24 protein-coding genes and 1 riboswitch are annotated in these 24,432 nt (G+C 64.6%); of the genes, 12 read left to right on the top strand and 12 right to left on the bottom strand.

Annotated features, from left to right (window positions below):
* Nucleotides 1-21: 21 nt before the first annotated feature.
* On the bottom strand, nt 22-1,074 hold the full coding sequence (locus BJN45_RS14270) for an HD domain-containing phosphohydrolase (RefSeq protein WP_076096388.1): 1,053 nt from the start codon (nt 1,072-1,074) through the stop codon (nt 22-24).
* 49 nt (nt 1,075-1,123) lie between these two features.
* On the opposite strand from BJN45_RS14270, the gene BJN45_RS14265 reads away from it, so the two are divergent.
* The 8 genes from BJN45_RS14265 to nosD all read left to right on the top strand — a co-directional run bounded on the left by BJN45_RS14265 (nt 1,124) and on the right by nosD (nt 7,745).
* Nucleotides 1,124-1,732 (top strand): septation protein A, encoded by a 609-nt coding sequence (locus BJN45_RS14265; protein WP_076096386.1) that lies wholly within the window; start codon nt 1,124-1,126, stop codon nt 1,730-1,732.
* Nucleotides 1,732-2,034, top strand: coding sequence for a YciI family protein (locus BJN45_RS14260; protein WP_076096758.1), 303 nt, complete (start codon nt 1,732-1,734; stop codon nt 2,032-2,034). Before BJN45_RS14265 ends, BJN45_RS14260 begins: the two co-directional genes overlap by 1 nt.
* Complete coding sequence (locus BJN45_RS14255) at nt 2,034-2,300, top strand: BolA family protein (protein WP_076096384.1); 267 nt, start codon at nt 2,034-2,036, stop codon at nt 2,298-2,300. The genes BJN45_RS14260 and BJN45_RS14255 overlap by 1 nt, the downstream gene beginning before the upstream one ends.
* Before the next feature lie 31 nt (nt 2,301-2,331).
* Nucleotides 2,332-3,117: a peptidylprolyl isomerase gene (locus BJN45_RS14250; RefSeq protein ID WP_076096382.1), complete on the top strand. Its 786-nt coding sequence runs from the start codon at nt 2,332-2,334 to the stop codon at nt 3,115-3,117.
* A 66-nt stretch (nt 3,118-3,183) separates the two neighbouring features.
* The gene (locus tag BJN45_RS14245; RefSeq protein ID WP_170873102.1) at nt 3,184-5,025 is read left to right on the top strand and encodes an adenylate/guanylate cyclase domain-containing protein; all 1,842 of its coding nucleotides are present in this window, start codon (nt 3,184-3,186) and stop codon (nt 5,023-5,025) included.
* On the top strand, nt 5,022-5,522 hold the full coding sequence (locus tag BJN45_RS14240; RefSeq protein WP_076096378.1) for an SH3 domain-containing protein: 501 nt from the start codon (nt 5,022-5,024) through the stop codon (nt 5,520-5,522). The genes BJN45_RS14245 and BJN45_RS14240 overlap by 4 nt, the downstream gene beginning before the upstream one ends.
* A gap of 17 nt (nt 5,523-5,539) precedes the next feature.
* Nucleotides 5,540-6,418 (top strand): M48 family metalloprotease, encoded by an 879-nt coding sequence (locus tag BJN45_RS14235; RefSeq protein WP_076096376.1) that lies wholly within the window; start codon nt 5,540-5,542, stop codon nt 6,416-6,418.
* Nucleotides 6,419-6,512: 94 nt separating this feature from the next.
* Nucleotides 6,513-7,745 carry a nitrous oxide reductase family maturation protein NosD gene (nosD, locus tag BJN45_RS14230; protein WP_076096374.1) on the top strand — a complete coding sequence of 411 codons (1,233 nt, stop codon included), beginning with the start codon at nt 6,513-6,515 and terminating at the stop codon, nt 7,743-7,745.
* 1 nt (nt 7,746) lies between these two features.
* On the opposite strand, the gene BJN45_RS14225 is transcribed toward nosD, so the two are convergent.
* The gene (locus BJN45_RS14225; RefSeq protein ID WP_076096372.1) at nt 7,747-8,688 is read right to left on the bottom strand and encodes a CysB family HTH-type transcriptional regulator; all 942 of its coding nucleotides are present in this window, start codon (nt 8,686-8,688) and stop codon (nt 7,747-7,749) included.
* A gap of 123 nt (nt 8,689-8,811) precedes the next feature.
* Here BJN45_RS14225 and BJN45_RS14220 point away from each other — a divergent pair, with 123 nt between their 5' ends.
* Genes BJN45_RS14220 through BJN45_RS14210 form a run of 3 tightly spaced genes read left to right on the top strand, consistent with a single transcriptional unit; the run spans nt 8,812 to nt 11,739 of the window.
* Complete coding sequence (locus BJN45_RS14220) at nt 8,812-10,503, top strand: nitrite/sulfite reductase (RefSeq protein WP_076096370.1); 1,692 nt, start codon at nt 8,812-8,814, stop codon at nt 10,501-10,503.
* Nucleotides 10,503-11,012, top strand: coding sequence for a DUF934 domain-containing protein (locus BJN45_RS14215; protein ID WP_076096368.1), 510 nt, complete (start codon nt 10,503-10,505; stop codon nt 11,010-11,012). Before BJN45_RS14220 ends, BJN45_RS14215 begins: the two co-directional genes overlap by 1 nt.
* Nucleotides 11,013-11,019: 7 nt before the next feature.
* On the top strand, nt 11,020-11,739 hold the full coding sequence (locus BJN45_RS14210; RefSeq protein WP_170873101.1) for a phosphoadenylyl-sulfate reductase: 720 nt from the start codon (nt 11,020-11,022) through the stop codon (nt 11,737-11,739).
* Between the two features lie 16 nt (nt 11,740-11,755).
* Here the strand turns inward: BJN45_RS14210 and BJN45_RS14205 are convergent, their stop codons facing one another.
* The 10 genes from BJN45_RS14205 to gcvA form a co-directional block, all read right to left on the bottom strand.
* On the bottom strand, nt 11,756-12,514 hold the full coding sequence (locus tag BJN45_RS14205; protein ID WP_076096363.1) for a metal ABC transporter permease: 759 nt from the start codon (nt 12,512-12,514) through the stop codon (nt 11,756-11,758).
* Nucleotides 12,504-13,085, bottom strand: a complete 582-nt coding sequence (locus BJN45_RS14200) for an ATP-binding cassette domain-containing protein (protein ID WP_076096361.1) — start codon at nt 13,083-13,085, stop codon at nt 12,504-12,506. Before BJN45_RS14200 ends, BJN45_RS14205 begins: the two co-directional genes overlap by 11 nt.
* Nucleotides 13,082-13,978 (bottom strand): metal ABC transporter substrate-binding protein, encoded by an 897-nt coding sequence (locus BJN45_RS14195; protein ID WP_076096359.1) that lies wholly within the window; start codon nt 13,976-13,978, stop codon nt 13,082-13,084. Before BJN45_RS14195 ends, BJN45_RS14200 begins: the two co-directional genes overlap by 4 nt.
* Before the next feature lie 8 nt (nt 13,979-13,986).
* The gene (locus BJN45_RS14190; protein ID WP_240494584.1) at nt 13,987-15,393 is read right to left on the bottom strand and encodes a TonB-dependent receptor; all 1,407 of its coding nucleotides are present in this window, start codon (nt 15,391-15,393) and stop codon (nt 13,987-13,989) included.
* A 73-nt stretch (nt 15,394-15,466) separates the two neighbouring features.
* Nucleotides 15,467-15,703 carry a hypothetical protein gene (locus BJN45_RS14185; protein ID WP_076096357.1) on the bottom strand — a complete coding sequence of 79 codons (237 nt, stop codon included), beginning with the start codon at nt 15,701-15,703 and terminating at the stop codon, nt 15,467-15,469.
* A 211-nt stretch (nt 15,704-15,914) separates the two neighbouring features.
* Nucleotides 15,915-19,967, bottom strand: coding sequence for a cobaltochelatase subunit CobN (gene cobN, locus BJN45_RS14180; RefSeq protein ID WP_083651318.1), 4,053 nt, complete (start codon nt 19,965-19,967; stop codon nt 15,915-15,917).
* Nucleotides 19,968-19,972: 5 nt separating this feature from the next.
* Nucleotides 19,973-20,299, bottom strand: coding sequence for a DUF2149 domain-containing protein (locus BJN45_RS14175; RefSeq protein ID WP_076096355.1), 327 nt, complete (start codon nt 20,297-20,299; stop codon nt 19,973-19,975).
* Entirely contained in the window at nt 20,296-20,760 is a 465-nt protein-coding gene (locus tag BJN45_RS14170) for a hypothetical protein (RefSeq protein ID WP_076096353.1), read from the bottom strand. Before BJN45_RS14170 ends, BJN45_RS14175 begins: the two co-directional genes overlap by 4 nt.
* A 12-nt stretch (nt 20,761-20,772) precedes the next feature.
* The gene (locus BJN45_RS14165; protein WP_170873100.1) at nt 20,773-21,309 is read right to left on the bottom strand and encodes a ZrgA family zinc uptake protein; all 537 of its coding nucleotides are present in this window, start codon (nt 21,307-21,309) and stop codon (nt 20,773-20,775) included.
* 68 nt (nt 21,310-21,377) lie between these two features.
* Nucleotides 21,378-21,632, bottom strand: a riboswitch (cobalamin riboswitch).
* Nucleotides 21,633-21,681: 49 nt separating this feature from the next.
* Entirely contained in the window at nt 21,682-22,623 is a 942-nt protein-coding gene (gene gcvA / locus BJN45_RS14160) for a transcriptional regulator GcvA (RefSeq protein WP_076096349.1), read from the bottom strand.
* Nucleotides 22,624-22,911: 288 nt separating this feature from the next.
* Here gcvA and BJN45_RS14155 point away from each other — a divergent pair, with 288 nt between their 5' ends.
* Nucleotides 22,912-24,432: an acetyl-CoA hydrolase/transferase family protein gene (locus BJN45_RS14155; RefSeq protein WP_076096346.1), complete on the top strand. Its 1,521-nt coding sequence runs from the start codon at nt 22,912-22,914 to the stop codon at nt 24,430-24,432.

Here is a 24,432-nt window from a genome sequence, read left to right as displayed (position 1 = left end):
GTGGCTCCGGTCAGCGTCTGTTCAGATCGCAGGGGCTTCGTCATCGCGGAAACGCTGATGAATTTCAAGTGCCTCATCCCAGCCAGCCAGGAAGGCTTCGATACAGAGCGGGTCAAAATGCTTCCCCCGCCCCTCTTCCAGGAAACGCCGGGCGTCGTCCAGTGCCCAGGCCTTCTTGTACGGCCGCTCGGACGTCAACGCGTCGAATACGTCGGCAACCGCGACAATCCGCCCGAACAGCGGAATGGCCTGGCCCTTGAGGCCTTTCGGATAACCGCTGCCATCGTATTTCTCGTGATGGGCCAGCGCAATTTCCGCCCCGGCCTGCATGATTTCCGAACCGCTGTCCTTGAGCAGTTCGTGCCCGAGTTCGGCATGACGTTTCATGATCTCGAATTCCTGCGGCGTCAGCCGACCCGGCTTGAGCAGGATGTAATCGCGGATGCCGATCTTGCCGACATCGTGCATCGGTGCCGCCTGCAGGATCAGCCGGCAGGTTGCGGCATCGAGATCCAGACCGCGGGCAATGATCTCGGAATAATGCGCCATGCGCTGGATATGGGCGCCGGTTTCCGGGTCGCGGAACTCCGCCGCACGCGATATCCGGAAGATCAGCTCGCGCTCGCGCTCGCGAATCTCGCGTGTCCGTTCGTCAACCTTGTCCGCCAGGAAGGCGGCGCGGTCGGCGAGGAATTTCTGGCCGGTGCGCAAGGCCAGCATGTTGCGCACCCGCGCCGAGAACTCGACGCGGTCGATCGGTTTGGTCAGGAAATCGTTGGCGCCACCGAGCAAGGCTTCATAGCGCACGTCCTTCTGGTCGTTGGCGGTGATCATCAGCACCGGGATCTCGGTCCGTCCGTGCAATCCACGGAAGGCCGCGATGAAACGCAAGCCATCCATCTCCGGCATCATGTAATCGACGATCACCAGGTCCGGCACATTTTCGCGGCACCATTCGAGCGCCTTCATCGGCTGCTCGAACATGATCGGCTCGCATTCCCCGAGTTTCAGAACCAGCGCCCTGATCAGCGTCAGATTGATGTCGCTGTCGTCAATGATCAAAACCTTGTGCATTTCCCTGTCCGAGCGTTGCCTTCCGGGACGCAGTATATAATGCGCCGCCATGAAACTACTCTTCGACCTCTTCCCCGTCATCCTGTTTTTCGCCGCCTTCAAGTACGCCGGTAGCCACCCGGACGCTGCCGCCGACTGGGTCGGCACGCTGCTCGGCGGTGCTGCGGTCAACACGGCCCAGGCACCAATTCTGCTGGCGACCGTCGTCGTCATCCTGGCGACGATGGCCCAGATCGCCTGGGTCCATTTCCGCCACGGCAAGGTGGACAAGATGCTCTGGGTCAGTCTCGGCCTCGTCGTCGTCTTCGGCGGCATGACGCTCGCCTTCCAGAACGAGGCCTTCATCAAATGGAAGCCGACCATCCTCTACTGGGTGTTCGCTGGCAGCATGGGCTTCGCCACGCTGTTCATGAAGAAAAACGCGATCAAGACCATGCTTGGTGAACAACTGAAGCTGCCCGAGACGATCTGGCAGCGGCTCAATCTGGCCTGGATCGCCTTCTTTGTTGTCATGGGCGTGCTCAATCTGGTGATCGCCTTCAATTTTCCGACCGATACCTGGGTCAATTTCAAACTCTTCGGTGGCATGGGCCTGATGTTCGTTTTCATCCTGGCCCAGGGCGCCATGCTGTCGAAATACGTCGAGGAAGACAAATGATGCTCTACGCCATCATCGGTGAAGATCGTGCCGGCACGCTGGAACAACGCATGGCCGCCCGCCCGGCTCATGTCGAACGCCTGCTGGCACTGCAACAGGAAGCCCGCCTGATCCTGGCCGGCCCCTGCCCCGCCATCGACTCGCCCGATCCGGGTGTCGCCGGCTTCTCCGGCAGCATCATCATTGCCGAGTTCGCCTCGCTGGCAGCCGCCCGCGCCTGGGCCGATGCCGACCCCTACGTGGCTGCCGGTGTCTACGAAAAAGTCACCGTCAAGCCGTTCAAGAAAGTGCTGCCCGCCTGATGCACGCGGCAACCATTGACCTGCTGCGCGAGCGTCTGGCCGTACTGTCACCGCTGGCCCTGACCATCGAGGATGAATCGCACCGCCACGCCGGGCACGCCGGCGCGCGCGATGGCGGCCACTTCAAGCTGGACATCGTGGCAACGGCATTTGCCGGAAAAAGCACACTCGCCCGTCATCGTCTGGTGTACGATGCAGCGGGCGACCTGATGCGCGGCCGGATACATGCACTGGCGATTCGCGCCCAGGCGCCCGAAGAAATCTGATTTTTTGTTCAAACCACCCCAGGACTCATTCATGTTCAAACTTACCTCCCTGGCTGCACTGCTGGTTGCCGGCAGCCTGATCTCCGCACCCGCACTGGCCCAGGGCAAGGCTTTCGCCACCGTTAACGGCCAGGCCATTTCCCAGTCGGTGTACAACGCCTTCATGGCAGAACAGAAATCGCAAGGCGCCCAGGAATCCGACGAGCTGAAGAACGCCATCAAGGAAGAACTGATCCGCCGCGAACTGCTCGCTCAAGAAGCGAAAAAGAAGGGCCTCGACAAGAAGCCCGAAGTTCAGGGCCAGATGGATCTCGCCCGCCAGGCCGTGCTGATCCGCGTTTTCCTCGCCGATCACGTGCGCGCCAACCCGATCAGCGATGCCCAGCTGAAGGCTGAATACGACCTGATCAAGAACTCGCTCGGCAACACGGAATACAAGGCGCGCCACATCCTGGTCGAAAAGGAAGAGGACGCCAAGGCGATCATCGCCAAGCTTGAGAAGGGCGAGAAATTTGCCGCCCTGGCCAAGCAGTCCCTCGACCCCGGTTCCAAGGACAAGGGCGGCGAACTCGACTGGAGCGCTCCGACCAGCTACGTCAAGCCGTTCGCCGAAACCCTGCCGAAGCTGAAGAAGGGTGAATACACCAAGGTACCGGTGAAGACCGACTTCGGTTTCCACGTGATCCAGGTTGATGACAGCCGTCCGCTGACACCGCCGAGCTTCGATCAGGTCAAGCCGCAACTGCAGCAGCGCGCCGGCCAGATGCAGGTCGAGAAGCTGATCAAGGACCTGCGCGACAAGGCCAAGGTCAACTAAGCCTGCATACAGCATGCGACAATGCCCGCCCTTCCGGTGGGCATTTTTCGTTTGGGGGACAGTACCTTGTTCGAGCGTCTGAAAAAAACCTTCGCCGGCCGCCCGGGCCGCTGGCCGACACGGCTCCTGTTCTGCCTGCTGCTCGCCGGTTTTGCTGCCGGCAATCATTTTTCCGTCTTCGCCGATCTTGACGCCCGGGCCGGCGACATCCTGCTGCGCTGGCATGTCAGCGAGCGGGTGCCACCGGCGGAAATCGTCCTGATCGACATCGACCAAGCCAGCCTCGACGATCCGCAAATGCTCGAACTGGCGGGAAACTGGCCGTGGCCGCGGGCAATCCATGGCGAACTGCTCGACTTCATCGCCGCCAGCCGCCCGGCAGCCATCGCCTTCGACCTGATCTTCAGCGAACCCGACGTTTTCCGCCCCGGCAGCGACGCCGTCCTGACCCGGGCCATCGGCGCCACCAGTGCGCTGCTGCCGGTCGTCCTGGCGGCTGACGGGGAAGCTACGCCGCTGCGCCAGCTGCCCCCGGTCATGTCCATCCGCCCGGGACCACAGGCCGACCCGGATGCCGGCCTGCCCTTGATCGCGCCGAAGGCCATCGATCCCGCGTTCTGGCGTACCGGACTGATCAACTTCCTGGCCGACGACGACCGTGTCGGTCGCCGTTACTGGATCGACTATCCATACCGCGGCTGGACACTGCCGTCGCTCCCCCGGCGCATTGCCGAACAGGCCGGGTGGGCGGTACCGGCACGCGACGCCATCACGCTGCACTGGTACGGCCAGCCGTTCCGGAAATACTCCTACCGCGAACTCTTTCTCAGCGCCCAGAGCCGCACGCCGCAACTGCCTGACCTCGCCGGCAAGGTCGTCATCATCGGGGCCGCGGCACCCGGGCTGCACGACCTGCGCCCGACACCACTGGGCGCTACCACGCCCGGCCCGGAGATCCTGGCCACCGCCGTGGCCAACCTGCGCGACAACGACTGGCTGCGCCCGGTTGCCCCGCACTGGAATTTGTTGCTCGGGCTGTTCGGCATGACGGCCGTTGCCCTGGCCTTCACCCGCCGCCCCAATCCACTGGCGATTGCCGCGCTGCTGGCAGCCGGCAGCCTGGCCATCAACCTGGCGGCCTTCCTGCTGCTGGCGCGCAACATCCAGTGGACGCCGTTCAGCGCCCTGCTCGCCACCTGGCTGACCTTCGCCCTGGCGGCAACCGCTTCCTACCTGCGCGAACGCCGGCAACGCGACCAGGCCGTGCAGATGTTCGCCCGCTTCCTCGATCCGAATGTCGTCCGTTCCCTCACCGACGAAGGCCAGCTGGCCCGCGCCGAAGCCAGTGCCAGCCGTGAAATCACCGTGCTCTTCTCGGACATCCGCGGCTTCACGACCATCTCGGAAAGCCGCTCGCCGGAAGAAGTCGTGACCCTGCTCAATCGCTATTTTGACCTCCAGGTGGCAGCCATCTTCGAACAGGCCGGCACCCTCGACAAATTCATCGGTGATGCGATCATGGCCTTCTGGAATGCGCCGCTCGATGTTCCCGACCACGCCGTCAAGGCAGTACGCGCCGCGCTGGCGATGAGCCGCGCCTTGGAGGTCTTCCAGCAGGAACTCGGCGAATTCGGCGAGCATTTCGACATCGGCATCGGCATCCACACCGGCCCGGCCGTGGTCGGCTTTCTCGGTGCCAGCCAGCGACTGGATTACACCGCCATCGGCGACACGGTCAACCTGTCGAGTCGCATCGAAGGCCAGACCAAGGGCGTTGCCCGGATTCTCGTCTCGGAAGCAACCCGCGATGCCTGTGGTAATGTATTCGAGTTCATCGATCACGGCGAAGTCACCGTCAAGGGACGCCATCGCCCCGTCCGACTTTTCGAGCCCAGGGAGCACGCATGACCCTCAAACCAACCTTCCGCAAGCTGCTGGCGGCTTTGCTCTGCCTGGGCGCCATCGGCAGCCTCCAGGCCACACCCGCCACCCTGATCCGGGCCGGCGACCTGAAAGCCGAGGCCTTCATCGATGCCACCAATGTCACCAGCCTGCCGGCCGATACCGCGTTGACCGTACTGGAAAGCAAGGGCGGCTGGTCCAGGGTCAGGACAGCCGACGGCAAGACCGGCTGGGTGCGTCTGCTCAATGTTCGTGTTGCCGCGGCCGCCAGTCCGGCTGGTAGCACACTGGCCGCCATCGGCGGCGTCGTTCGCACCGGCACCACCAAGGGCGCGGCGACGACCGGTGTCAAGGGACTGTCCAAGGAAGACATCGCGCGGTCACAGCCAAATCCACGCGAAGTCGCAAGGCTTGATACGTTCCGCAGCAAGCCGGCACAGATCAACAAATTTGCTTCCGCGCGCAAGCTGAAAGCCCGCGACGTGCCTGAACAGAACCCCTGAGACGTGGAGAACCGACCATGAAAAAAATCATTCTCGCCACTGCGCTCGTCGTTCTTGCCAGCGGATGCACCGAACAGTTGCGCCGTGCCGGCATCACCGACGAAAACATCAACGCCGTCGCCTCGGTTGCCGGCACGCTGAACAAACCGGACACGACCCCGGCCGAGGAGGCCCGGATCGGACATGCCGCAGCCTCGATGCTGCTGGGTGCTGCGCCGCTGGTGAATGATCAGGAAATGATGCAGTACATCAACCAGCTCGGTGGCTGGCTGGCGCGGCACACCGGTCGCAACGACATCAACTGGCGCTTCGGCGTCATCAACAGCAGCAACGTCAACGCCTTCGCGGCGCCGGACGGCTATGTCTTCGTCACCAAGGGCCTGTTGCGCGAGCTTGGCAACGAATCCGAACTGGCAGGTGTCGTGGCCCATGAAATGGCACATGTGATCAAGCGCCATTACGTCATCGCCATGCGCAAGAAGGACACCAGTGGCGCCTTTGCCAACCTGGCGGCGACATCGGCCAGGAGCGCCGGCGTCAAGGGTGCCGACCTGGCGGCGGAACCGCTCGCCAACCTGGCCCAGAACATGTATTCGTCCGGCCTCGACAAGGGCGATGAATACGATGCCGACCGCCTCGGCGTCATCTACGCCACCCGCGCCGGCTACGACCCCTACGGCCTGCCGCGGGTGATCAACCTGTACGCCAGCAAGGCCGGCAGCAGCGGCTTCGAATTGCTGTTCTCGACCCACCCGTCACCGCAGGATCGTCTGCAGCAGCTCGACAAGGTCATGGGCGAGCGCTTCGCTGCCTACGAGGCCAATAGCGTCATCGATAACGCCGCTTTCAAACGCATCCAGACGCGGGCGATCAAGCTGGCCGATCCCAAACGCTGACCATGCCGCCCACCCGGCCTGTTTGCGCCGGGTGCGGCAAAACTTGATCCAGATTCAGGCGCAAGCCAGGCACCGGTGCTGAAATAGGCACCGGATGCGCACCCGAATTCTCCTCGCCCTTCATCTGCTCTGCTGCGTCATGCCGGCAGCCGCCAGCGGCGCCCTGCAGACCTGGATCGACCTGGCCCGGCCGGGCAGCGTGCTGCGCCTGCCGCCCGGCACCTACACCGGGCCGGCGGTGATCGACCGGCCGTTGACGCTGGAAGGCAACGGCCAGGTGATCATTGATGGCGGCGGCAAGGGCAGCGTACTCACCATCAAGGCCGACCGGGTCACGCTGCGCGGCCTGCACCTGCGCCACAGCGGCGATTCGCACGACGCCATCGACGGCGCGATCATGGCCGAAGGCCGCGAGCTGCTGATCGAGGACAACCGCATCGACGACGTGCTTTTCGGCATCTCGCTGCACCGCGGCGGCGACAGCATCGTCCGCCGCAACCGCATCCGCTCGCGCGGTGCCGATTCCGCCGACCGTGGCGACGGACTGCGCATCTGGTACAGCACCGGCAACCGGATCGAGGACAACGACATCCGCCAGATCCGCGACATCACCGTCAGCAACTCACCGGACAACCGCTTCACCGGCAACCGCATCAGCGACAGCCGGCGCGCCTTCAATTTCCTTTTTTCGCATCGCAGCGTCGTCGACCGCAATCATCTGGAAAACAACTCGACCGGCATCATCGCGCTCAATTCCGAGGAACTGCTGATCCGCGGCAACCGCATCCTGCACGCGATGGACGCTTCCGGCACCGGCATCGCGCTCAAGGAGACTTCGGCGGCGATCGTCGTCGACAACGAGATCGTCCATTGCGCCCACGGCATCATGGCCGACTCGCCGATGGACCCGTACAACCGCATCGTGCTGGTCAACAACCTGATCGCCCACAATCTCACCGGCATCTATTTCTACGGCGCACTCGGCGGCCACGTCGCGGTCGCCAACACCTTCCGCAACAATCTGTGGCCGGTCAGCGTCGTCGGCGACGGCGACCCGATGGACGACCGCTGGTGGGGCAACTACTGGGATGACTATCAGGGCTTCGACCGCAACGGCGACGGCTACGGCGACTGGCACCACGACCTGCTGGCCTTCGCCGACCGGATCTGGCTGGAAATCCCGGCGACGAAATTCTTCCGCAACGCGATCGTCCTCGAACTGCTCGACTTCCTCGAACGCCTGGCGCCGTTCTCGTCGCCGATGCTGATCCTGCGCGACGAGGCGCCGCGCATGCAGCCGTGGCGCGATTACGCCGGGCGCCGCTGAACTACAGTTGCCAGGCCTCGCCGCCACCCAGCAGCGTCATTTCGATGACGCGCTTGTTCAGGTGCGGCGCGAACAGTTCGATGAAATCGTAATCGAAGCGGCGCAGGTAGCTGCCGCGGCGCACCGCCAGCCGCGTCGTGTTCGATTCGAACAGGTGAGCGGCGTCGATCGCCACCAGGCCGGCGTCGCGCTGGGCGTCGAAAGCCAGCTTGGCGATGATGCCGAGGCCGAGGCCAAGGCTGACGTAGGTCTTGATCACGTCGGCATCGAGTGCGGTCAACGCGATGTTCGGGGTAATTTCCAGGCGCTCGAAGGCGCGATTGATCCGCGAGCGGCCGGTGAATGCCGCGTCGTAGGTGATCAGCGGCCAGCGCGCCAGTTCCTGCAGCGACAGCGGCTGGCTGGCGAGGATCGGATGGCCGGCCGGGGCGATCACGCAATGCGACCACTGCTGCACCGGGAAGGACACCAGTTGCGCGTGCTGATCGAGCGATTCGGTGGCGATGCCGACATCGGCGTCGCCGGACGCCACCCAGTCGGCGATCTGGACCGGGTTGCCCTGGTGCATCTCGAGCTTGACGTTCGGGTGGCGGGCGACGAAATCGCGGACCACCGTCGGCAGCGCGTAGCGTGCCTGCGTGTGCGTCGCCGCCAGCACCAGCTTGCCGGAATCGCCGCTGGAGAATTCGGCGCTCGCCCGCTTCAGGTTTTCCGCCTCGCGCAGGATGCGCGCCGCGATCTCCAGCACCACCTTGCCCGGCTCGGTAATGCCGGTGAAGCGCTTGCCGCTGCGCTCGAAAATGGCGATGCCGAGCTCGTCCTCAAGCAAGCGGATCTGTTTGGACACGCCCGGCTGCGAGGTGTACAGCACCTCTGCCGCCTCCGAGACATTGAGTCCCTGGCGTTCGATTTCGACGATGTAGCGCAGCTGCTGGAGTTTCATGAATGGCTTAATAACAAAATACGATAACAATCTAACGCAATATTCTTTTTGATTCAATCATCGCCCGTTACGATGCATCCCTCAAGCTATTGCCGTGCCTATGCGCGGCCACCGAGGAAACGCATGTACCGCTACGACGCCATCGACCGCCAGCTCATCAATGAACGTGTTGATCAATTCCGCGACCAGGTCCGCCGCTGGCAGGCCGGCGAACTGACCGACGACGAGTTCCGCCCGCTGCGCCTGCAGAACGGCCTGTACATCCAGCGCCATGCCCCGATGTTCCGCATCGCCGTGCCGTACGGAATGATGAATGCGGCCCAGCTGCGCCAGCTGGCCCAGGTCGCGCGCAAGTACGACCGCGGCTACGGCCATTTCACGACGCGCCACAATCTGCAGTTGAACTGGCCGAAGGTCACCGACGTGCCCGACATCCTCGCCGAACTGGCCGAGGTCGACATGCACGCGATCCAGACCTCGGGCAACTGCCTGCGCAACATCACCACCGACCAGTTCGCCGGCGTCGCTGCCGACGAGATCATCGACCCGCGCCCGCTGGCCGAGATCCTCCGCCAGTGGACCACCTTCCACCCGGAATTCGCCTTCCTGCCGCGCAAGTTCAAGATCGCCATTTCCGGCACCAAGGAAGACCGCGCGGTCACCTGGTTCCACGACATCGGCCTGCACCTGAAGGTCGTTGACGGCGTCGTCGGTTTCACCGTCATCGTCGGCGGCGGCCTCGGCCGGACCCCGATCCGTGGTCAGGTGGTGCGCGACTTCCTGCCCTGGCAGCACATCCTCGGTTACTGCGAGGCGATCCTCCGCGTCTATAACCGCTTCGGCCGCCGCGACAACGCCTACAAGGCACGCATCAAGATCCTCGTGCAGGCGCTTGGCGTCGAGGAATTCAGCAAGCTGGTCGAAGCCGAATGGGCGCATCTGAAGGACGGCCCGGCGACCATCACGCAAGCCGAATACGACCGCGTCGCCGCGCATTTCACCGCCCCGGCCTACACGCCGGATGCTGCGGTCGGCGCCGGTTTCACAGCAAAAATGGCCGCCGAAAAAGCCTTCGCCCGCTGGGTCGACCGCAACACGCATGCGCACAAGGTGCCGGGCTACGCCGCCGTGACGCTGTCGCTGAAGCAGCACGGCATCGCCCCGGGTGACATCACCTCCGACCAGATGGACAGCGTTGCCGACCTGGCCGACCGCTACAGCTTCGGCGAGCTGCGCATCAGCCACGAACAGAACATCATCCTGGCCGACGTCCGCCAGTCCGACCTGTACGAAGTCTGGCAGCAGGCCAAAGCCGCCGGCCTGGCGACGCCGAACATCGGTCTGCTGACCGGCATCATCTGCTGCCCAGGCGGTGATTTCTGCGACCTCGCCAACGCCAAGTCGATCCCCATCGCCAACGCCATCCAGCAGCGTTTCGACGACCTCGACTACCTGTTCGACATCGGCGAGATCGACCTCAACATCTCCGGCTGCATGAACGCCTGCGGCCACCACCACGTCGGCCACATCGGCGTGCTCGGCGTCGACAAGAACAACGACGAGTTCTACCAGGTGACGCTCGGCGGCCGCCAGGGCAACGAAGCAAAACTCGGCAAGGTCATCGGCCCGTCGTTCTCGGCCGGCGAAATGCCGGACGTGGTCGAGAAGATCATCCAGGTCTACCTGGAAAACCGCCATCCCGACGAACGCTTCCTCGACACCCTCGACCGCATCGGCATCGACCCGTTCAAGAACCGCGTTTACGAAGGCCGCGCCCACGGCAAGGCCAAGACTGCAGCCAAGGAGGCCGCGTAATGTCCCAATTGATCAAGCAGGCCGCTATTACGGTCGACACCTGGAAAACCCTGGAAACCGGCCCGGAAGAAGCAGCGGAAACCATCGCCCTGCCGGCCGGTGACGTGATCTTCCCGCTTGCCGTCTGGCTCGCCCGCAAGAACGAGATCATCTCCTGCCACAAGCGCATCGGCCTGTTGCTGCAACCCGACGAACGCGTCGAAGACGTGGCCGACGACCTCGACTACTTCGTCGTCATCGCCGTCAATTTCCCCAAGTTCGTCGACGGACGCGGCTACACCACCGCCAGCCTGCTGCGCCAGCGCTACCACTACCAGGGCGAGCTGCGCGCGGTCGGGGATATCCTGCACGACCAGTTGTACTATCTGAAGCGCGTCGGCTTCGACGCCTGGGCGCTGAAGGACGGCAAGAACCCGGACTACGCCGTCAGCGCAGGTTTCACCACCTTCAGCGACGCCTACCAGGCCTCGACCGACCAGCCCGAACCCTATTTCCGCCGCCGCGCCTGAGATCGCCATGACCCCAGCCCTGCTCAACATCACGCCCGAACTCGCCGCCAGCACCGCCGCCAAGGCTGAAACGGCACGGGCCCTGCTCGCCGACATCGCCGGCAACTGGTCACCCGCCGCCTTCGCCAACAGCCTCGGCGCCGAGGACATGGTGTTGACCGACCTGATCGTCAAGGCCGGCCTGCCGATCGAGATCTTCAGTCTGGACACCGGCCGTCTGCCGCTCGAAACCTACGACCTGATGGCTGCGGTCGACAGCCATTACGGCCTGAAATTGAAGATCTATTTCCCGCAGGCCGAGGAAGTCGAAAGCTACGTGCGCAACCACGGCATCAACGCCTTCTACGAATCGGTGACGCTGCGCAAGGCCTGCTGCTACGCGCGCAAGGTCGAACCGCTGAAGCGCGCACTGGCCGGCAAGCGCGCCTGGATCACCGGCATGCGCGCCGAGCAGGCCGCCACCCGCGGCAACCTCGCTACCCGCGAATACGACGAAGGCAACGGCCTGGAAAAATTCAACCCGCTCGCCGCCTGGAGCGAGAAGGAAGTCTGGACCTACATCAAGCAGCACGGCGTGCCCTACAACGCGCTGCACGACAAGTTCTACCCCAGCATCGGCTGCGCCCCCTGCACCCGCGCCATCTCGCTTGGCGAGGACGTTCGTTCCGGGCGCTGGTGGTGGGAGAATCCGGAATCCAAGGAGTGCGGGCTGCACGTCAAGGGCTGAGCACCTGGCGGGTTCTTCAGGACAAGCCGAACAGCACCATCAGCAAGCCAAGTACCGGCCCGAACGGCTGGTCCAGCCAGAGCGCCAGCGCGAACGCCGCAATGTAGCCGCCGACGCCGATGGCAACGGCCAGCGACAAGGCCCGGCGCCAGCTCCGGGCACGGCGGAAGGCCAGCCAGGGCGGCACGAAGACCAGCGCGAAGGTGGCCATGACGCCGAGCGTCGTCGTCGCCAAAGCGAGCGCAAGCGCGGCCAGCAAGTCGAAACCACCATGCACCGGCCAGACACGTTCGCCGCGCAGGCGAAAATGGTCAGGGTAGAGCTGGCTGAGCAGCAAGCTGGCAGAAAGACGACGCAACACCAGCAAACAGATCGCACTGCCGGCGAACAGCCAGAGCAACTGGCGACCATCGGCAAAATACAACTGGCCATCGAACAACGCGCTACCGACACGTTCGGCCAGCGGATGATTGACAGCGACCAGCATGCTGCAGGCCCAGCCGGCCAGCAGCAGCAGCGGGAACAGCGCGCCACCGGGCAAACGTCCCAGCAGGGCCTGCTTGCCGAACCCGGCAGCAGCAGCGGCAAGCAGACCACCGGCCTGCGGCGGCAAGCCGGCGAGCATCGCCAGCAGCGCACCACCAGCGGCGACATGTGAATAGGCCAGCGCCGCCAGCCATTCGTCACGCAGGCGCAGGTAGCAGCCAACCAGCGGCAGCAGCACCGCCAGGCACAGGCCGGCGAGGAAGGGCGTCAGAAACAGTTCAGACCACATCGGGGGCCTCCACGACGATCACTTCGTCACAGACGCCATTGACGAATCCGGCGTCGTGACTGACCAGCAGGATGCCGCAGCCGGCATCGGCCCGGGTTCGCAAGGCCTGCGCCAGATGGCGGACGCCTTGCGCATCAAGGTTGTTGGTCGGTTCGTCGAGCAACAGCAGTTCGGCCGGCGCCTGCAAAACAGCCCACAAGGCCAGGTAATGCCGCTGACCACCGGACAGGCGGTCAAGCCGGCGATCCAGACAATCGGCCAGCCACGGCGGCAAACCGTCGGCACTGGCAGCGGTGAGCGCCAGCACGTCACGACCGGATAGCGGCAGTCCGGACAGCGGCGGCACATCCTGCGTCTGCAGGCCGATGCGCAAATCCGGCTTTTTCTCCAGTTGACCGCAGAAAACCCGCGCCCGACCGGCGATCGCTGCCAGCAACGTACTTTTGCCGGCACCGTTGGCACCAGTCAGACCGACGATCCGGCCAGCCGCAACCATCAGATCGACTGGCCTGGTCGCCGGCACCTGCCAGCCAGCGACCAGACCCGTGAGGCACAGCAGCGGCTGAGTCAACGCAGCCCCTTCAGCAAGCGGTCGATGCTGTCATCGAACAGGCCGAACAGGTCTTTCGCCTGCGCCGAACCTCCGACCGTGAACGGCAGCATCAAGGCCGGAATGCCGGCCTTGGCCGCGAACCAGTTGCTCGGACCATCCTGCTGGTAGGCGGTACGCAGCACCAGGCGTGCCGGCCGTGTCTGCTGGCTTTGCAGCAGCGCGGTCAACTGACCGCTGCTCGGCTCGATGCCGGGTTTCGGTTCCAGCGCGCCGACCTCCTGCATGCCGAGCCAGTGCGTCAGGTAGGCGAAGGACTGGTGATGCACCACCACCGCCACGCCGCGCAATGGTGCCGCCGCCGTTTCCCAGCGCCCGATCGCCGCCTGCCAGCGGCCGCTGAAGGCAGCGAGATTGGCCTGATAGATCCCGGCGTTATCCGGATCGACCCGGGCCAGACGCTGCGCCAGTGCCTGACCGACCTTGAGTACGTTGCGCGGATCAAGATGGACATGCGGATTCCCAGCCGCATGCACGTCGCCCTGTGCCCGATCGAGGACGCTCGGCACGTCCAGGCGGACGACCTGCGCTGCCGCTTCGAAATAGCCGTCGTGCCCCGGCTGGATCAAGGCATTGCCGGATTCGCGCAGGACCACCGGCAGCCAGCCGGTTTCCAGTTCGGCGCCGTTGGCCACCACCAGTTGCGCCCGTCGCGCCCGTGCCAGCAACGACGGTCGGGCGTCGATCCGGTGCGGATCCTGGAAGGCGGTGGTCGCGATGTAGACGTTCACCTTGTCGCCACCGATTTCCCGGGTCAGCGCGCCCCACTCCGGCACTGTCGCGAAAACTTCGACGGCGGCCCAGGCACGCAGGCAAACCATCCCGAGCACAGCAAAAGAGATCAATTTACGCATCGCCGGCCTCAGAATTTGTGCGCACCATGAGCGCCGAGGCTCATGATGTACTGGACGGTCACCTGGTTGTCGGTAATGCCGGCCATCGACCTGTCGCGGGCGTACTGCAGACGGACACGCGAGAACTCGCTCCAGCCGTAATCGACCATCAGCGAGGCCCGGCTTGGGCGGAAATCCTTGAACATCGCGTTCTCGTTGCCGATTTCGGCCAGCGCGTTGGCACCGATTTTCGTGCTGCCGGAATTCAGGCGGTCGTAGCGAACGCCAGCGCGCCAGTTCGGCGTGAACTGATATACCGCCTGGGCATACCAGCCCGACTGCCGGCTGCGATAAAGATCACGGACACCGCTGCAAGCCGCGCCGGCCTCGTCGGATTCACAACCAATGTCACCGGATTCGCGCCGGTTGAAGTATTCGCCCTGGAACTTGAAGTTGCGATATTTGGGATTGCCGTCCGGCGCCCATTTCCAGACAAAATCGGCCAGCCAGGTCTTGCTCTCGCCGGAGAACAAAGCTTCGCCATGAACATCGTTGGCGTCATGCACCTCGGCCTCGCGCCCACGGGCCCGTGTCCGCTGGTACGAGAGGCCAGCACGCCAGCTGTGAGCGACGCCGACATCGTCGCCGATGTGCGCAAAGATGGCGCTGGCACCAATGCCATTGCCGTTGCGGTCGGTGCCGGGGAAATTGGCACCACGGCCGACTTCCGCACCGAACTCGAGCATCATCGATGTCGGCGCCAGCCATTTCAACTGGACGCCATCCTGGGCGTAACTGCCGTGCTCGCCGAACAGCGCGCTGTACATCAGCGGCGCATCGGCAAAGTCCCAGGCATGTGGATGCTGCTCATTGAGATAACCGATACCGGAAAGATAACGGCCGGCCTTGAGCCCGACGCCATGACCAATCGCCAGCGACTGGACCCAGGCTTCCTCGACTTCGACCTCGCCGTCGGCCATCGCGAGGATGGCCTGACCACGCCAGTACGGGTCGACGTTGGCCGACAGCATCAGTTCGGTATGATCGACCGAGAAGCCGCGCTTCGAAATCCCCTTGATGCCACCATCTTCATGCGCATGCCCACCGGCCGGAACAAAACCGGTGATGCCGCGCTCGGCAACATCCTTCATCGACTTGTAGCGCCCCTGCAGGATCAGCGATACCTCGGGATTGAACCCGCTGGCCTTTCCCGGAACCGGTTGATCGGCAACTGCCGGCTTGTCCGAACGATTCACCGCCGAACCCGCCTGGGTCCTGGCCAGCTTCTCCTCAAGGCTGGCAATCCGCTGCTCGTAGCTCTTCTTCAATTCTTCAATCTGGCTGCGGATGACCGCCAGATCAGCATCATCTGCTGCCTGCACGGCGCAGGAAAGCACCGCCAGCACAGCCATGGCAATAGGTTTCTTCAACATCATGATTCTCCTGAAACACCGAAAGGCTTGAACGCAGCAGAAAATGCTGCGGTCAACACGCTGAAAACGGGGAATTTCAGGACACAGGCGGACCGCGCTGCGTCGGGATCGGCGAGAGCAGCGCCAGACGACCTGTCGGCAACTTCTGCGCAACCAAGAAATGCCGTAGCGGCACGATCGGCACTACTACCAGCGTTGGCAGCACCGCCCCCAATGAGCCGCCGGCCAAGCATTGCTCGCAGCGCTCGACAACATTTGCCGGTTCGTCGTACGCGTGTGAGCAGGCATGCTCGAGCGCAATCCACTGAGCCATGCAAAAACACAGGACGAGAAACAGGTAACGCGAATGAATCACGGATCGATGCCGATGAGAACCAGAGCGGAAGGCTCAGCAAATTGCAATGTTATAACATTGCACAAGCCTGATCCAGCCCGGTATGAATCCGACCCGGTTCTGCGCATCCTTCCCCGCCTGTTTCTTCGGGCTGGGCACCGCCTGCAGTTGCCACCACCAATGAGCGCGGTCAGCGCCGGCGGCCGCGCTCCCATTGCTGTACGGCCCCGCCAGTGACCGCCAGCAGGATCAGCAACAGACCAAGCCAGGTCATGACTTCCTGCCCGGTCTGGCGCTCGACCCGGCTCAGGACTTGTCCGCGGACCGGTACATAGGCGTTTGCCGGCGTTGCGGCATTCGCCGGCGCCGGGCTGCTCACCGGCAGGATTGCGCTGCCGTTGGCCAGCACCACGCCGGTGGTGTTTCCCTTTTCGGTTTGCCGCACCGGGCGCGACTTGTCGAGCACCTTGTCAACCCACTGGCGGACGCCAGCGAGTTCCTGCGCCAGCGGCGCCTGCTTGGTCAGTTCGTCGTACAGGCCGGCCAGTTGTTGGCGCGTCGCCAGGTCCGGCGACCAGTGGCCCTGACGTTGCGCCTGGATCAAGCGCTCCAGCGTCTGGGCATAGGCCTGCGGATGGCTGCGCAACCAGGCCGGCACATCGAGACCGTGACTGTCGCGGACATAGACATCGTAGAAACCCTGCCAGTGGTCCTCGCGCACCATGCCGTCGGTGACGCTCTGCCAGCCCCAGCTGTTCTGCACCGCCTTCAGTACCTGCAAAGTACCGGCGTAGCCCTCTTTCTTCAAGGCCTCGACCCAGCCGGGATGCAGGTAACGCGCCTGCATTTCCAGCGCCAGGCTTTGCTGCGCGCTCTGGGTGAAGGGTTCATCGGCGTTCTGCAACTGGTTCACGTACAGCGGCAGCGCTTCCTGACGCCCGGCACTGCGCGCGGCGGCGGCCAGGCCGCCGAGATACTGGAACGGGTCGTCCGAACTGGCCATGCCGTACAGGTTGGAGGTCCGCGACAGCAAGGCCGCGTCGGTCCGGCGCAAGCCGGCGGCCAGCGAGCGGGCAGCCACCGCCGTGCTGACGCCGTCGACCGGCACGCCACCGAGATAAGGCTGGCTCATCCGCTGCAGGAACAATTCGCCCAGGCGCGCATCGCGCACCCGCAAACCGTCGTCCTGCACGGCGGCGTCGATGCCGGTCCCGTAGTCGCCGACGGGATTGCCGAAAACGCGGGCCTGCCCGATCAGTCCGGCCAGCTTGGCCGGTACGCCCTGAACAGCCAGTTCGCGGGCAACGTCCCGGCTGTGGCTGGCCACCGCACCTGCCGGCTCGGCATGGCTGACCTCGGCGATGGCTGTGTCGACCAGCGCCATCAGTGCCGGAAACTGGTCGCGGTAGGAGCCGGTGACGCTGAGCAGCACATCGACGCGCGGTCGACCGAGTTCGGCCAGCGGAATTACCGTCACGCCACGCGGCCGGCCGGCATTGTCCCAGACCGGGCGAACGCCCAGTGCGACCAGCGCCTGCGCTTCCATGATGCCCTGATGGCGGAGGGTTTCGCCGGCCCATAATGACAGCGCCAGGCGCTCGGGATATTTGCCGCCATGTTCGCTGCGCCAGGTCTGCAGCCAGTTGTCAAACATCAGTTCGGCCACGGTGTATGCCTGCCGGGTCGGCAGCCGGCTCGGGTCGAGACCGGTCAGGTTGCGCCCGGTCGGCAGGCTTTCCGGATTACGCACCGGGTCGCCGCCATATGCCGCCGGCAGGAAGCGCCCCTCCAGCGCCGCCAGCAATCCCGGCATTTCGTTCTCTGTCGCCAGCAGGCGGTCCAGTTCCTGCGCCCGCTCGGCCAGCGCCAGCAGTGCCTCGCGGTCGATCCGGTGTACTGCGGCGCGGTTCGGCACCGCGTTCTCCGCCTGCTGCGGACGCAGATCGAGCTGGCTGGCGGCTTCCGCGTCCTGCAAGGCGAGCTTCAGCCACTGCATCGGGCGCGATTCGGCGATCCGCCGGTGATCCATCAGGAAGGTTTCGTCCACGTCCTCGCCCAGCGCGTCGAGCAGCGGTGTGCGCAGCGACTGGAGTATGGTCTGCCGCCGCAGTTCTTCGCCAGGCGCCCGGCCGAACACCGCGAGGCCCTGCGGCTGGCTGCCGTGGGCCAGTTGGTCGAGCCAGGGATGCAGCAGTTCGAGAAAGGGATCGAGTTCGGCGCGCACCCGTTCAGCCGACCATTTCAGGTCGTGGTGCAGGCGGCTGTCGACAATCAGGGTCGTCAGCCGGTCGCCGATGGCCTCGCGCGTCGGCCCCTGGTCGGCGATGGCCCACTCGTGCATCAGTTCATGCAGTTGCGCCATCCCGCCCGCCAGACCGGTGGTGGCGAAGACCGGCGTGCGATGGCTGACCAGCACGGCACGGCCGCGTCGCTTCGCGGTCAGCGCCTCGCCCAGGTTGTCGACGATGTAGGGATAGACCACCGGCACATCGCCGAGCGGCAGCAACGCATCGTCGAGCACATCGAGACCGCGCGATTTGCCGGTGGCCCATTCCTGCGTTCCGTGCGTGCCGAAATGAATCAGGGCATCGGCCTGGCGGGCCCACAGGTAAACCGCCAGGTAGTGATGCGACAGCGGCTGACGGCTACGGTGCATGAAGGGATTCTGGCCGCGATGCAGGGTTTCCTCGCGCGGCGGTTGCGGCAGCACGGCAAGATTGCCGAACTGCAGGCGGGGAATGACGAAAACCGGTTCGCCCTGCCATTCGACCAGATAGCGGCTGCGCGTCGGCACGCCCCAGACACTTTCGATCCGGCGCCGCTGCGCTGCTGGCAAGGCCTGCCACCAGGCCAGGTAATCGCGCAGCGGCAGGGCCGCCGCCTGATCGTTGGCCAGCAAGGCGCGCAAATCGCCATCCGGGTAATAGGCGCCGAGCAGTTGCTGCAGCGACTTGATCCAGGTCGCCTCGGCAACCTGCTGCGTGGTGTAGCCGGCTTGCGCCAGCGCGCCGCTGACGACTTCCAGGCTGCGCGGGACATTGAGGAAGGAGGCGCCGAAATTGCTGCCGCCGGGCGGATAGTTGTAGACCATCGCCACCAGCTTTCTCTTCGCTGGCGGCGTATCGCGCAGCTGGATCAGGCGTCTGGCCTTGGCGGCCACGGCCTCGGCCTGGCGCGGGATCAATTGCGTCTGCCGGCCACCGTCGGCATGTGCGGTGACCACCAGCGGATCGACAGCGCCGGCGGCTTCCGGTTGCACCAGGTAGAACGGCGTATCGGACAGTTTCAGGCCGGCGGGATCGGCTTCCCAGGCAGCGATGTCGCCATGCCGGTAAGGCTGGGTGGCGAGCACCGGCACGCCCCATTGATCGAACAGCGCCTGCAGTGCGCTCGATTGCGAGGCCAGCTGGTGCAGCACCAGCGCCCGCGGATGCGCCGCGCCATCGGGGAGTGCGAGCAATTCGGCCAGTCCGCGACTGTCGAGCTGCTGGCCGAACACTGCATAGGCAAACATGCCGCGCGCTGCGAACAGGCGCAGCCACTGTTCCAGCCAGCCGGTTTCGGCATTGACGAAATGATGACGATGGACGAGCAGCGCAACGGCCGGCAAGTCGCGCAAATGCGGCTGGCGCGCCTGCCATGCGGTCAACTGCCCGATATCGGCAAAAAAGCTGCCAGCGTCCGGGTGGTACAGGCCGCGTTGCGGCCATGCCCGGGCCGGCGGCAGGCCGGGCAGGAGTCCGGCCACCGGGGTTTGCGGCTGTTGCTGCCAGGCGCTGGCAAGCATGAAGGCATGGCGGATGTTGTCTTCACCGCCAAAACGCAGGTAGCCGGCAACACGGCCGGCCAGGTCAGCCACCGCCGGATCGCCGCCGGCTTCGGCGCCAATCCACACCAGCCGTTGCGGCTGGCGTGCCGCGTATGCGGTCAACTGCTCGCCGAACAGCTTTTCCAGGCGGCTTCTCGCCGTCGCATGTGGCGCATCGACCCAGACCATGTCGGCACCGGGCAGCGCCTGTGCCAGAGCGGCACGCTGCTCGCCGGTCAGCGCCGGCGTGTCGTTCAACGGATGATCAAGGTGCCGCAGTTGCCAGCCCTGTTCCGCCGCCATCCGCTCGACAACGGCCGTCCGCGCCGCTGGCGTGATGTCGGCAGTCAGCCACAGCAGTTGCCGGGCCTGCGCCACGGCCGCCCAGCAGCACAGGGCGGCGATGGCCAGCGCCCGGAAAAAACGATGAACCATGCGGATCAATCCGCGGCAGGCGGCGAGGCTTCGCCTTCGGGCACGTAGATGATGCTGCCGTCGCGCAGCCGGTAGGCGACGCCGGCGCGTACGCCGTCGCCTTCGCCGCTGCTGCCGGTACCTTTGTAACGGATTTCCTGGCCATTCTCGCGAATGACCATTTCCACCGGCGATTTTGCCGTGTTTGCCGCGGCGTTTTCCGGCTTCGTCGACAGGTTGACCGCAGCCATCAGCGCCACGACCAGCACCAGGAAGACGTCGACCAGGTTGATCGACGACAGCATCGGATCATCGTCGTCTTCCTCGAAAATGCTGAAGTGTTTCAGGCTCATTGCCCCGCTCCCAGGCGCTTGCGGATGACCAGCAGTTCGGCCAGCAACCAGCGTCGGCGCAGCGAGTAGAGAACCAGCCCGATGGCTGCTGCCGCCAGCGCCAGGACGACGCCGGCAAAGGCGTTGCTGAACACCGACAGGGCGGCGTTGCCCTGGCCGCTGGCCACACCCTGCAAGGCCGGGCCGAGCGGAATCATCGTGGCGATCAGACCGAGCATCGGCGTCACCCGGCTGAGCAGGCGCAGCGGTTCGAGCCGGCGCAGGGCGAACAGTTCAAGCTCCTCGAAATCCATGCCGGGCGCCAGATGCAGGCTGGAAAACGCCGGGTTGGCGCGGCGTTGCCAGGCTTCCATCGCCACCATCCCGGCCATCCAGAGTGCGTAAATGAAGGCTGCAGCAAGCAGCACGAGAATGGGCGTCAGCAACCACTGCGCCAACTGCAGGAAACCGGCTTCAAGCATGGGCGATGATCCTCAGAGCGTGATGGCCGGGAAGCGCGGGCGCACCGTGACCGTCTTGCGCTGGCCATTCAACTGCATCTGCACGCGCAGTTGCTTCAGGCCCGGATGATCGCGGAAAGCATGCAGCGAGAAGGACTTCAGCGCCGCCGGCTGCTCGCAATGAAACTTCACGGCGAGGACCACGTTGCTGATATCGACCGCCGGCGTTGCCTTGCCGATATCGGGTGTCGTGCTCGCTGCCGTCACCGTGCACCGCGCCTCGGCGGCCGGTTCGATGAAATTCAGCGGATTGCCGACGCGGGCCGCGAAGGCATCCCACACTTGCTGCTGCGCTTCACCGTGCGGCGGATAGTCGTAGCCGAGATAACTTTCGAGCGGAACATCGATACTGACCTCGACGACCGGCCCGTCGACCGTCAGGCGCGCCGTCCCGTGGCCGTGAGTATGCGTGCCGTGGGCGTGCGCGTTGAAGGAAATGCAGGTGCCGGCGGCGAAAGCGCAGGCGAGCAGGCGCGCAGCGGGGGCGACGCCAGAAAAGGAAGGAAACATGTCGAATACCAAAAAAATCGCCGTCGTCGACATCCCCGTCGACCTGTTGGCACTACAGACCGGTTGTTCACTGGTCCACCTCGTTGGCCGGTATCCGGGCTGGTGGAGACAACCTTCGTCGCCTTCCCAATGATGCGCGAACACATCACCAGTGGCTCAAGAGACGAAAGCAGGGTGGAACCGAAAGGCCCGACCCGTCCACTTACCGTTGCGGGGGCAGCGCTGGTTAGAAGAATCGGTCCTGCAGGACTTTCTTCCCCCAGCTTCCCGTTGAACCGCGGCAAAGGAATCATGCCGCGAGCACCAACGCCGGCGATGTTAACACATCGCATTCGCAGCAACCAAACGGAATGAAACGCCGGACTGCTGCGGTCAACGCCCGCCTTCGGCCAGAATCCAGGCGCTGAAGGCAGCGACGGCGGGCCGTTCGGCCATCGCTTCCGGTATCACCAGGTAATAGGCATACGGTGACGGCATGCTCAGCGCGAACGGCTGGTACAGACGACCGGCGGCGATATCGGCCTCGACCAGCGGCAAGGGCACCAGCGCGACACCCTGGCCGTCGAGGGCAGCTTCAACGGCCATGATCGCGTTGGAAAAACGCAGGCCACGACGGGCGTCGATGCCGCCGATACCGGCCAGCGCCAGCCATTGCGTCCACCCCGGCTGCAGTCCCTGGTCGGCGATGGTTTCGTCGTGGATCAGCACATGCCCGGCCAGGTCGGCCGGCATCGCCAGTGGCCGGGCAGGCGTCGGCAGGCGCGGGCTGCATACCGTCACGTAATCCGGCACGAACATCTTCTCCACCCGCTGCCCGGGATAGTTGCCGGTACCGTAACGGATCGCCAGTTCGCTGGCGGCGCTGCGCGGATCGACCCGGCGCAGGTCGAGCAACGCCGTTTCGCCCTGGCGGTCGACGTTGTCGGCAACGCTCGACAGGCGCAGTGCGATGCCCGGATGCAGCGCGCCGAAGCGCGGCAGGCGCGGCACCAGCCAGCGCGAAGCAAAGGACGGCGGGGCATGGATGGTCAACGGGCCATCGCCACCCTGGCGGGTTCGGTCAACGGCAAGCGCCAGACAGTCGAAACCCTCGCGCAATTTCGGCAACATCGCCGCCCCCTGCGGCGTCAGCTCGACCGCCCGGGTCAGCCGGCGGAACAAGGGCAGGCCGAGATAATCCTCAAGCTGACGGATCTGCTGGCTGATCGCCGCCGGCGTCACGTGCAGTTCCTCCGCCGCCTGCTTGAAACTGAGGTGGCGGGCAGCGGCCTCGAAGGCACGCAATGCTGGTAACGGGGGAAGTCGATAGGCCATTTTACGATTAAGTTTTACTTTCCTGTCGCATCATAAAGTGTCGTTTGTCGGCCGGCAATGGAGCCCTTATCGTTGCGCCCCAGCGAATCCCGCAACTTCACGAAAACCGGAACACGATGCTACCCGCCTTCAAGGCTCCGCTTTTCCAGTCCTGTCGCCCTACCCGGCGCCCCGGCGGGATTCCCCCCTTGTCTCAGTCTCCTCTGAGCATCACGCGCCCTTGAGTTGTGGGCTTTTGAGGCCCGCTTCGTGCGGGCCTTTTTTTCTTCCCCAGGATCGATAACCACCATGCAGAACCCCAGCGGATCCTCACGCATCCAGTGCGCCAAGCTGCGCAACAAGATCATGTCGGCCGAGGAAGCGGCCAGCCTGATTCCATCCGGCGTCAACGTCGGCATGAGCGGCTTCACCGGCTCGGGTTATCCGAAGGCGGTGCCGTCGGCGCTGGCCAAGCGGATCATGGACGCCAACATCTACGGCAAGAAATTCAAGATCGGCGTGTGGACCGGCGCCTCGACCGCGCCCGACCTCGACGGTGCGCTGGCGATGGTCGACGGCGTCGAGATGCGCCTGCCCTACCAGTCCGACCCGACCTGCCGCAAGCGGATCAACGCCGGCGAGATGGAGTACATCGACATCCACCTGTCGCACGTCGCCCAGTTCGTCTGGTCCGGCTTCCTCGGCAAGCTCGACATCGCCGTCGTCGAAGTCACCGGCATCCTCGAAGACGGCCGCCTGATCCCGTCGTCGTCGGTCGGCAACAACAAGACCTGGCTGGACCAGGCCGACAAGGTCATCCTCGAGGTCAATTCCTGGCAGAACCCCGAACTCGAGGGCATGCACGACATCTACTACGGCACCCAATTGCCGCCGAACCGCAAGCCGATTCCGCTGCTGCGCACCCAGGACCGGATCGGCGAGGCCTACCTGCGCTGCGACCCGGCCAAGGTCATCGCCGTCGTCGAGACGCACAGCCCCGACCGCAACTCGGCGTTCTCGGCGCCGGACGAAAATTCGCGCAAGATCGCCGGGCACATCCTCGAATTCCTCGAACACGAGGTCAAGAAGGGCCGCCTGCCGGCCAATCTGCTGCCGCTGCAGTCGGGCGTCGGCAACATCGCCAACGCGGTGATGGCCGGCCTCAACCAGGGCCCGTTCGAGAATCTGACCGCCTATACCGAAGTCCTCCAGGACGGCATGCTCGAGATGATCAAGTCGGGCAAGCTGACCTGCGCCTCGGCCACCGCCTTCTCGCTCAGTTCCGGCGCGCTGGCCGAGCTCAACGCCGACCTCGGCCGCTACAAGAACAACATCATCCTGCGCCCGCAGGAAATCTCGAACCACCCGGAAATCATCCGCCGCCTCGGCGTCATCGCCATGAACGGGATGATCGAGGCCGACATCTACGGCAACGTCAATTCGACGCACGTGATGGGTACCAAGATCATGAACGGCATCGGCGGCTCCGGCGATTTCGCCCGCAACGCCTTCCTGTCGATCTTCATGACCCCGTCGCAGGCACGCGGCGGCGAGATTTCCTGCATCGTGCCGATGGCCTCGCACGTCGACCACACCGAGCACGACGTGCAGATCCTGGTCACCGAGCAGGGCCTCGCCGACCTGCGCGGCCTGTCGCCGAAGCAGCGTGCGCGGGCGGTCATCGACAACTGCGCGCATCCGCACTTCAAGCCGGCGCTGAGCGACTACTACAAGCGCGCGCTCGACCACTCCCCGGGCAAGCAGACGCCGCACCTGCTCGAAGAAGCGTTGAGCTGGCACCTGCGCTACCTGCGCCAGGGAGCGATGTAA

Source organism: Azonexus hydrophilus (assembly GCF_001956855.1).
Classification (GTDB): domain Bacteria; phylum Pseudomonadota; class Gammaproteobacteria; order Burkholderiales; family Rhodocyclaceae; genus Azonexus; species Azonexus hydrophilus_A.
This window is presented reverse-complemented; position numbering and strand designations above follow the sequence as displayed.

Bases quoted from the DNA above. Each gene is read 5' to 3' on its own strand.
- BJN45_RS14270 (WP_076096388.1), bottom strand. From the start codon at position 1,074: ATGCACAAGGTTTTGATCATTGACGACAGCGACATCAATCTGACGCTG.
- BJN45_RS14265 (WP_076096386.1), top strand. From the start codon at position 1,124: ATGAAACTACTCTTCGACCTCTTCCCCGTCATCCTGTTTTTCGCCGCC.
- BJN45_RS14260 (WP_076096758.1), top strand. From the start codon at position 1,732: ATGCTCTACGCCATCATCGGTGAAGATCGTGCCGGCACGCTGGAACAA.
- BJN45_RS14255 (WP_076096384.1), top strand. From the start codon at position 2,034: ATGCACGCGGCAACCATTGACCTGCTGCGCGAGCGTCTGGCCGTACTG.
- BJN45_RS14250 (WP_076096382.1), top strand. From the start codon at position 2,332: ATGTTCAAACTTACCTCCCTGGCTGCACTGCTGGTTGCCGGCAGCCTG.
- BJN45_RS14240 (WP_076096378.1), top strand. From the start codon at position 5,022: ATGACCCTCAAACCAACCTTCCGCAAGCTGCTGGCGGCTTTGCTCTGC.
- BJN45_RS14235 (WP_076096376.1), top strand. From the start codon at position 5,540: ATGAAAAAAATCATTCTCGCCACTGCGCTCGTCGTTCTTGCCAGCGGA.
- nosD (WP_076096374.1), top strand. From the start codon at position 6,513: ATGCGCACCCGAATTCTCCTCGCCCTTCATCTGCTCTGCTGCGTCATG.
- BJN45_RS14225 (WP_076096372.1), bottom strand. From the start codon at position 8,688: ATGAAACTCCAGCAGCTGCGCTACATCGTCGAAATCGAACGCCAGGGA.
- BJN45_RS14220 (WP_076096370.1), top strand. From the start codon at position 8,812: ATGTACCGCTACGACGCCATCGACCGCCAGCTCATCAATGAACGTGTT.
- BJN45_RS14215 (WP_076096368.1), top strand. From the start codon at position 10,503: ATGTCCCAATTGATCAAGCAGGCCGCTATTACGGTCGACACCTGGAAA.
- BJN45_RS14210 (WP_170873101.1), top strand. From the start codon at position 11,020: ATGACCCCAGCCCTGCTCAACATCACGCCCGAACTCGCCGCCAGCACC.
- BJN45_RS14205 (WP_076096363.1), bottom strand. From the start codon at position 12,514: ATGTGGTCTGAACTGTTTCTGACGCCCTTCCTCGCCGGCCTGTGCCTG.
- BJN45_RS14195 (WP_076096359.1), bottom strand. From the start codon at position 13,978: ATGCGTAAATTGATCTCTTTTGCTGTGCTCGGGATGGTTTGCCTGCGT.
- BJN45_RS14190 (WP_240494584.1), bottom strand. From the start codon at position 15,393: ATGATGTTGAAGAAACCTATTGCCATGGCTGTGCTGGCGGTGCTTTCC.
- BJN45_RS14185 (WP_076096357.1), bottom strand. From the start codon at position 15,703: ATGGCTCAGTGGATTGCGCTCGAGCATGCCTGCTCACACGCGTACGAC.
- cobN (WP_083651318.1), bottom strand. From the start codon at position 19,967: ATGGTTCATCGTTTTTTCCGGGCGCTGGCCATCGCCGCCCTGTGCTGC.
- BJN45_RS14175 (WP_076096355.1), bottom strand. From the start codon at position 20,299: ATGAGCCTGAAACACTTCAGCATTTTCGAGGAAGACGACGATGATCCG.
- BJN45_RS14170 (WP_076096353.1), bottom strand. From the start codon at position 20,760: ATGCTTGAAGCCGGTTTCCTGCAGTTGGCGCAGTGGTTGCTGACGCCC.
- BJN45_RS14165 (WP_170873100.1), bottom strand. From the start codon at position 21,309: ATGTTTCCTTCCTTTTCTGGCGTCGCCCCCGCTGCGCGCCTGCTCGCC.
- gcvA (WP_076096349.1), bottom strand. From the start codon at position 22,623: ATGGCCTATCGACTTCCCCCGTTACCAGCATTGCGTGCCTTCGAGGCC.
- BJN45_RS14155 (WP_076096346.1), top strand. From the start codon at position 22,912: ATGCAGAACCCCAGCGGATCCTCACGCATCCAGTGCGCCAAGCTGCGC.